The organism is Bacillota bacterium (assembly GCA_024655925.1).
Taxonomy (GTDB): Bacteria; Bacillota; DTU025; order DTU025; family JANLFS01; genus JANLFS01.
The window spans coordinates 1-6,375 of record JANLFS010000014.1; the positions used below are offsets into that span (position 1 = coordinate 1).

At 59.8% G+C, this 6,375-nt stretch carries 7 protein-coding genes; 1 reads left to right on the forward strand and 6 read right to left on the reverse strand.

Going from position 1 to position 6,375, the window contains the following annotated elements:
* Window positions 1–443: transposase (locus NUW23_03480; GenBank protein ID MCR4425241.1), on the reverse strand; the 443-nt coding region annotated here is incomplete at its 3' end.
* 405 nt (window positions 444–848) lie between these two features.
* On the opposite strand from NUW23_03480, the gene NUW23_03485 reads away from it, so the two are divergent.
* Window positions 849–1,679 carry a tyrosine protein phosphatase gene (locus tag NUW23_03485; protein ID MCR4425242.1) on the forward strand — a complete coding sequence of 277 codons (831 nt, stop codon included), beginning with the start codon at window positions 849–851 and terminating at the stop codon, window positions 1,677–1,679.
* A 26-nt stretch (window positions 1,680–1,705) separates the two neighbouring features.
* On the opposite strand, the gene NUW23_03490 is transcribed toward NUW23_03485, so the two are convergent.
* The 5 genes from NUW23_03490 to NUW23_03510 all read right to left on the reverse strand — a co-directional run.
* Window positions 1,706–2,983 (reverse strand): TRAP transporter large permease, encoded by a 1,278-nt coding sequence (locus NUW23_03490; GenBank protein ID MCR4425243.1) that lies wholly within the window; start codon window positions 2,981–2,983, stop codon window positions 1,706–1,708.
* A 3-nt stretch (window positions 2,984–2,986) separates the two neighbouring features.
* A complete protein-coding gene (locus NUW23_03495; protein ID MCR4425244.1) occupies window positions 2,987–3,466 on the reverse strand; it encodes a TRAP transporter small permease in 480 nt (159 codons plus the stop codon).
* Between the two features lie 66 nt (window positions 3,467–3,532).
* The gene (locus NUW23_03500; GenBank protein MCR4425245.1) at window positions 3,533–4,534 is read right to left on the reverse strand and encodes a TRAP transporter substrate-binding protein; all 1,002 of its coding nucleotides are present in this window, start codon (window positions 4,532–4,534) and stop codon (window positions 3,533–3,535) included.
* A gap of 38 nt (window positions 4,535–4,572) precedes the next feature.
* A complete protein-coding gene (locus NUW23_03505; GenBank protein MCR4425246.1) occupies window positions 4,573–5,430 on the reverse strand; it encodes a sugar phosphate isomerase/epimerase in 858 nt (285 codons plus the stop codon).
* On the reverse strand, window positions 5,421–6,375 hold a 955-nt coding region (locus NUW23_03510), incomplete at its 5' end, for a TAXI family TRAP transporter solute-binding subunit (protein ID MCR4425247.1). The genes NUW23_03505 and NUW23_03510, both read right to left, overlap by 10 nt.

Below are 6,375 nucleotides of genomic sequence, written 5' to 3' on the forward strand. Positions count from 1 at the left end.
CAGCCGTGCACAATGGGATCCAGGCGAGCGCACAACTCCGAGACGGTCGACCTCGAGAACTCGGCCCCGCACAGTTCCTCGACAACCGCCCTTACCTTCCTGGTTGAAACGCCGTTTATCACCATCTCCATCATGGCTAGCACCAGAGCCTGCTCGCTCCGCTGGTACCTTTCAAACACGTCCGTTGAAAGTGCGCCACTCCGCGCACGGGGGACGCTGAACACCAGCTTGCCGATCCGCGTCGTCATCGTCCTGTCCCTGTGGCCGTTCCGGTAGCCTTGTCGCTCTTCCGTGCGTTCGTACGGCGCCGCTTTCAGTTGCTCAGACAGCTGGGCCTCGAGTATCTGATTCACCACTTGCTCAACCAGCCTGGCGAGTCCATCGTCCCTCGTCAACAGTCCTTGCACTGTGGTCCCATCTACTGTAATCTGGTATTGGGCCATCCTCAACACCTCTCGTGATGTTTGACTAACAACCATTCATCTACCAGAGGGGGGATGGCCTCTCCTGCTGCCACCATCGCCTACTGCCTTTTACACCAGGATATGGACTCTACTGTCCCCATCGATTCAGGTCGATCCTAATTGACTGACACATACTTACCCGGCTACGAGGAGTGATGCTTCCCGACGGGATTCTAATCTAACATACTCTGGCAATCTCGAGACTCCTGCCGCCTTTTCCATATGTCATCGGCATTTGTCTGTCCTCGCAGCAGAGTCCACGTGCGCTTCCGCTCTGAGCATGCGCGATCCCCTCACCGTTCCGGGGATACGTGTTCTTCCCGCCCGTTGTCCCCCCGCGGCCAGCTGTAGTATAGTTGGGATGCACGACAGGAGGTGCGTGTCTTGATCGACATCCATTGCCACGTCCTGCCCGGCTTGGATGATGGGCCGAGGTCCTTTGAGGATGCGCTCGCGCTGATCCAGGAAGCGCGCACAGCTGGCATTACGCAGCTAGTCGCGACGCCGCACTCGTCGACCGACCGCAGTTCCCCCCGGCCTGAACAGATCCACGCTGTTCTAGAGCAGCTGAATCACATGGCCCGGGCGCGAGGCATCTCACTGCCTGTCCTTCCTGGAGCAGAGATCATGCTAGATCCTGATGTCGGCAGGTTCATCGACGATGGGCTGCTGCTGCCGATAGGAGATGCCCGCAGGTATGTGCTCGTCGAGTTCCCGATCACCTGCATTCCGAAATACGCCTATGATGCGCTCTTCGATATCGTGGCGCGCGGCTACGTCCCGGTGATAGCCCACCCCGAGAGGTATTTCGCTATCTGCGAAGACCCCGAAAGACTCGCGGCCTTCATCCGCTCCGGAGCCCTTACACAGGTGGACGTGGGAAGTCTCATAGGGGTGTACGGTTCTTCGGCCTGCCGGTGCGCCGCCCGTATCATCGAACACAGTATGTGCCACTTCATAGCTACCGACGCCCACACGGCCGGGTTCTATGAGGGGGTAGTCACCGCGGCTCTTGGGAGGATGGAGGAGCAGTTCGGCCCGGATCTCCTCGAGACTCTCACTGTTAAGAATCCCCAGGCCGCCCTCTTGGGGCTGGACATCGAGGTCCCGGACCCGATACCGTGGCCGGCGGAACGAAAGGAGAGCTCTCTCTTGGGTGGATGGATGGCGCGGCTGAAGGTGCCGGGAATGCGAAAAGACCCCGGCCGGGATTGACGTCCGGGGTCAGATTGACACCACGTCTAGAAGGCCAACCTTGGAACGAGGAGAACCAGGTCGGGGACCATGGCCAGCAGCACAGAGACAGCCACCATCACAGCGATGAAGGGGCCCAGGGGCCGCAGGAGGCCTGACACTGGAATCCCACTTATGTTGGCCCCGATATACAGGCAGAGGCCTACAGGTGGTGTCACGTGGCCTATGGCCAGGGAAGAGATGAGGACCAACCCGAAGTGGAGCGGGTCTATGCCGAAACGAAGCGAGATCGGGTACAGGATCGGGACCAGGATTATGAGCGCCGAGGTCGGCGTGAGGAAACACCCGACGATGAGGCTGAGCAAGATCACAACCAGAAGGAACGCAGGGGCCGTCGGGGTGAACTTGAGGAACATCTCAGCAAGGTGCAGGGGGATGCGCTCCGCTGCCATCACCCACCCAAAGGCAGCCGTGAGGGCGATCAAGAGCATCACGCCGCCCGTGGTGACGCAGGTCCGCATGAACACCGCAGGAATGTCTCTCGGTTTGAGTTCCTTGTAAACGAATATCGCTATGATCAGGCCGTAGATTGCCGCAACCGACGCGGCCTCCGTGGCCGTGAAGACCCCACCGAATATCCCACCGAGGATTATCACGGGCATCACCAGCGCCGGAAGAGCGTCCACAAACGAAGCCTTCAACTCGCTCCACTGGAATGGAGCAGTCTTTCCGTACCGGTTCTTCTTGGAGATCACATACGACAGTATCATGAGGCTGAGCCCGACGATGGCGCCAGGTATGAATCCGGCGGCGAACAGCTTGGACACAGAGGTCCCGCTCAACCATCCGTAGAGAACCATGATGATGCTGGGCGGGATTATGACTCCTATTGGGGAGGATGTTATCGTCACTACCGTTGCGAACGCCCGATCGTACCCTTCTTCCGACATGGCCGGAATCAGTATGGCGCCTATTGCCGCAGTATCAGCCGACGCGGAGCCGGAGATTCCCCCGAAGAACATGCTTGCGAGGATGTTGGCGTGAGCGAGCCCTCCGCGGATGTGTCCGACCAGCGCGTTGGCGAACCTCACCAACCGCCGCCCGCACCCTCCGGTGTTCATGAGTTCCCCAGCCAGGATGAACAGCGGTATCGCGAGCAGGGCGAAAGAGTCCATGCTCGGGATCATCCTCTGTGGGATCAGCATCAGAGTCGGGCCGCCTCGCCACAACAGAGTAAGCACTGAGCTGAGGCCCAGCGCAAACGGGATCGGCATGCTCAAGAGCACGAGAGCACCGAACGTGCCGAACAGTACCGCGGCAGCCACAGGTTATTCCCCCCTACCATCTGCAACCAGAGCATCCGTCACCAGCATGAATACCATCAGCCCCGCCGCAACGGGAACTGCGGAGTAGACCCAGCTCATGGGGACCCCCATGGCGGGCGATGTCTGGTAGTGCACTATCTTGACAAGCTCGATGCCCCACATGACCAGAACCGAGCAGAACAACACTGTGCCCAGACGCACCAGAATGCCGATCACCGCCCGGGCTTTGACAGGAAGCCTGCGGGTGACGAGATCCACGCCCTGGCGCATGCTGCCGCCCAGCCCGCCCGCAGCGCTCAACATTGATATCCAGACGAAGAGGAATCTCGCAAGCTCCTCAGCCCAGCTCAAGGGCTGAGCCAGGGCATACCTGAACACTACCTGGAGAAACACACTCAAGACCATCGCCACCAGCATGATGGCCGCAAGCCCCAACGATAGCCTGATTGATATCTTCCGCGCGGTCCCGAGCGTCTGTCTCATGCGCCTTCCTCCCCACCGGGAGGGAGAGGGATGGCCTCACCCTCGCCCTCCCGTGCTGGTCGCTCTTTACTTCCCAGTGTTGATAATGGACTCGATCAGATCCATCCCGCCCACGTCCCGTGCGCGCTTCTGGAAGACGGGGTTGACCGCCTTGATCCACGCGTCCATATCGGCAGGGTAGAAGACCGCGACCTTGTGTTTTGTCTCCAGCAGCTTGATGAGGTTCTCCTCGAAGTCGCTGACATAGGCCCTCTCGAACTCCTGGGCACGCTTCCCGGCTTCCACTACCGCGGCGCGCAGGTCGGCCGGGAGTTTGTCCCAGGTCCGTTTGGACATCATGAGGTTGTGCCAACTGAAGATGTAGTTGATCACAGTCACATATGGCGCTGGCTCGTAGAACCCCATCGCCTGGTAGCTGATGAGGGCGCCCTCCGCCCCGTCGACTATCCCCTGCTGGAGGCTGAGGTAGACATCGCCCCAGGGGATCGGAGTAGCCAGTGCCCCCAGTGCATTCCAGGTATCGAGGTATATCGGGTCCTCCATGGTCCGAATCTTCTTGCCCTTGAGCTCGGCGAGGTTCCGGATCGGCGTGCGTGAATACAGGCTCCTCGACCCGCCGCTGACGAACCCAAGTTTCACGAGGCCGGCCTTCTTCATATCCTCTTCCAGCTTCGCGCCTATCGGCCCGTCCATGATCTGGAACAAGTGATCGAAGTCCCTGAATAGGAACGGCAGGCTGAAGACCTTGAATCCGGGGACGAAACCTGATGTGAGAGCGGATGTAACGGTCGATATGTCGATGGTGCCTATCTGGAGACCTTCAACCAGGTCCCGCTCGTTTCCAAGCTGCCCTGCAGGAAAGATCTGAACCTCAATCTGGTTTCCCGACAGCTTCTCCGCCTCTTCTTTGAACTTCTCCGCCATCAGATGGTACGCGTGGTCTGTCTGCATGACATGGGCGAACTTCAAAACCACTTTGGGGCCGGCTGCCGCCGCGGACAGTGACCCTGTCATGACGAGAAGCGCAACGGCGGCCAAGATTCGAGTGACTCGATGTACTCTCACCATGGTGCGATGTCCCTCCTGTAGTGAAATGGGATCTGCGACTACAACCCATTCAGATCGTTCCGGGAGTACCTCTTCAGATCACCACCTTCCGCCTGGATCAGGAAGTCACACATCGCCCGGAGTAGGCGGCTATCGAGGTACGGGCTCTTGACCTCGAGGATCACTGTCCCCGCGAAACCCACCCTGTCCAAGGCGCGAAATGTGGCCGGCCAGTCTGCGTCCCCCTCGCCCGGAGGGAGGTGCCTGTCAGAAGCAGTCCCCCGAATGCCGTCCGACGTGTGCACGCCAAGTATGATCGTGCCCTCCAGGGCTTTAACGGACGAACTCGGATCCTGCCCAACTGCAAAGCAGTGAGATATGTCGAGGCACGCCCCTGCGCCGGGCCCTCCGACCTCACTCACGATCTTGACCACGTCCTGGGGCAAGCAACCCCGGGGCCAGCCCGAGGATGGCGGAAGATTCTCAAAGGCCACCTGAATACCGGCCTTCCAGGCCACCTCCATGTGCAGACTCCACACGTCCAGGCTGAAAGGCATGGATTCGACCACGTCATCGATGCCAGGGACCTCAGGCTCCACGGCCACCGGGTGCACTACGACATATGAGGCGGCGTACTCAGCAGCCTTGTCACAAGTTCGACGGTATCTCTTCAGATAGTCCCGAACCCCCTCCATCGGCACCCTCGAGTCCGCAGGAAAGGGCGCGTGCACCGATTTCACTGAAACGCCATGATCAGCTAGGATCCTTACTGTTTCGGCGGGTGCTTCCTTGGTACCCGCCAGATAGCCGTCATTGTCCCAGAGTTCTAGCAACCGAATCCCCGCGTCCTGACACAACCTGGCCAGTTCGCGCAGACAGTAGCCTCTGAAAGGTCCTGAGGAGAGTCCTAATTCCATGCAATGCCCTCCGCATTACCCAGTCGCTCCGCAAAGTACCTCGCCGCGCCCGGATGGAATGGTATCCCAATGCCCAGACCCGCCATGTCCCGAGACAGGAGGCGGCCCGGATACACAACGGACTGCAGTTCGTCAAGGTGGTCCAATATGGCGGATACCACGGCATACGCATCCGACTCGGGCAGATCCTTGTGAGTCACCAGGACAGACGGAATCCCGATAGTCCTCACATCACTTGTCTGTCCTGGATAGGTCCCAGCCTCGATCACACTCGGATGCCACTGAGGATACCTGGACACCAGATTCTCCACCAGCGCGGGATCGATCTCGAGCAACCGCACGGGCTCCTCCACGGCGAGTTCGAGGAGCGCCGGGCTCTGCCCCACCGACAAAAAGGCGACGGCGTCCACAAGTCCGCGTCTCATCATGTCCACCGCCGTGGAGAACGGGTGCATCTGAGCCACGTAGTCCACATTCGGCCTCAGCCCAACTTGCTCGAGGACTGCCTGCGATACGTGGGCACTCGCCCCACCGTAAGCCCCGACCGCCACCACGCGCCCGCGAAGCTGATCCAAGGCCCCAAGCCCAGTTCTCTCCAGGGTAGACACTTGCAGTTCGAGACTGTGCAGACAACATAGGGCCCTGAGGTCCGCATGAGGAAAGTCGAACCCCCCTCGGCCTGTGAACGCATTGGCGGCAGTGTCGGCCTGGGTGATCCCGAGCACGATTCGGCGTCCCTGAGCCAGGCGAACGTTTTCCATCCCGCCCCCGGTGACGTGTACTGCGGGTTTGATCCACGTATGATGCCCTATGAGTCTGGCGATTCCCTGGCCCATGGTGTAGAAAGATCCCCCTATGGACCCGGTACCAAGCACATCGTAATATATGGTCAAGTCTTTGATGCGGCTGGACTCAGTGAGTTGCTCGATATGGCGCACTGTCAGC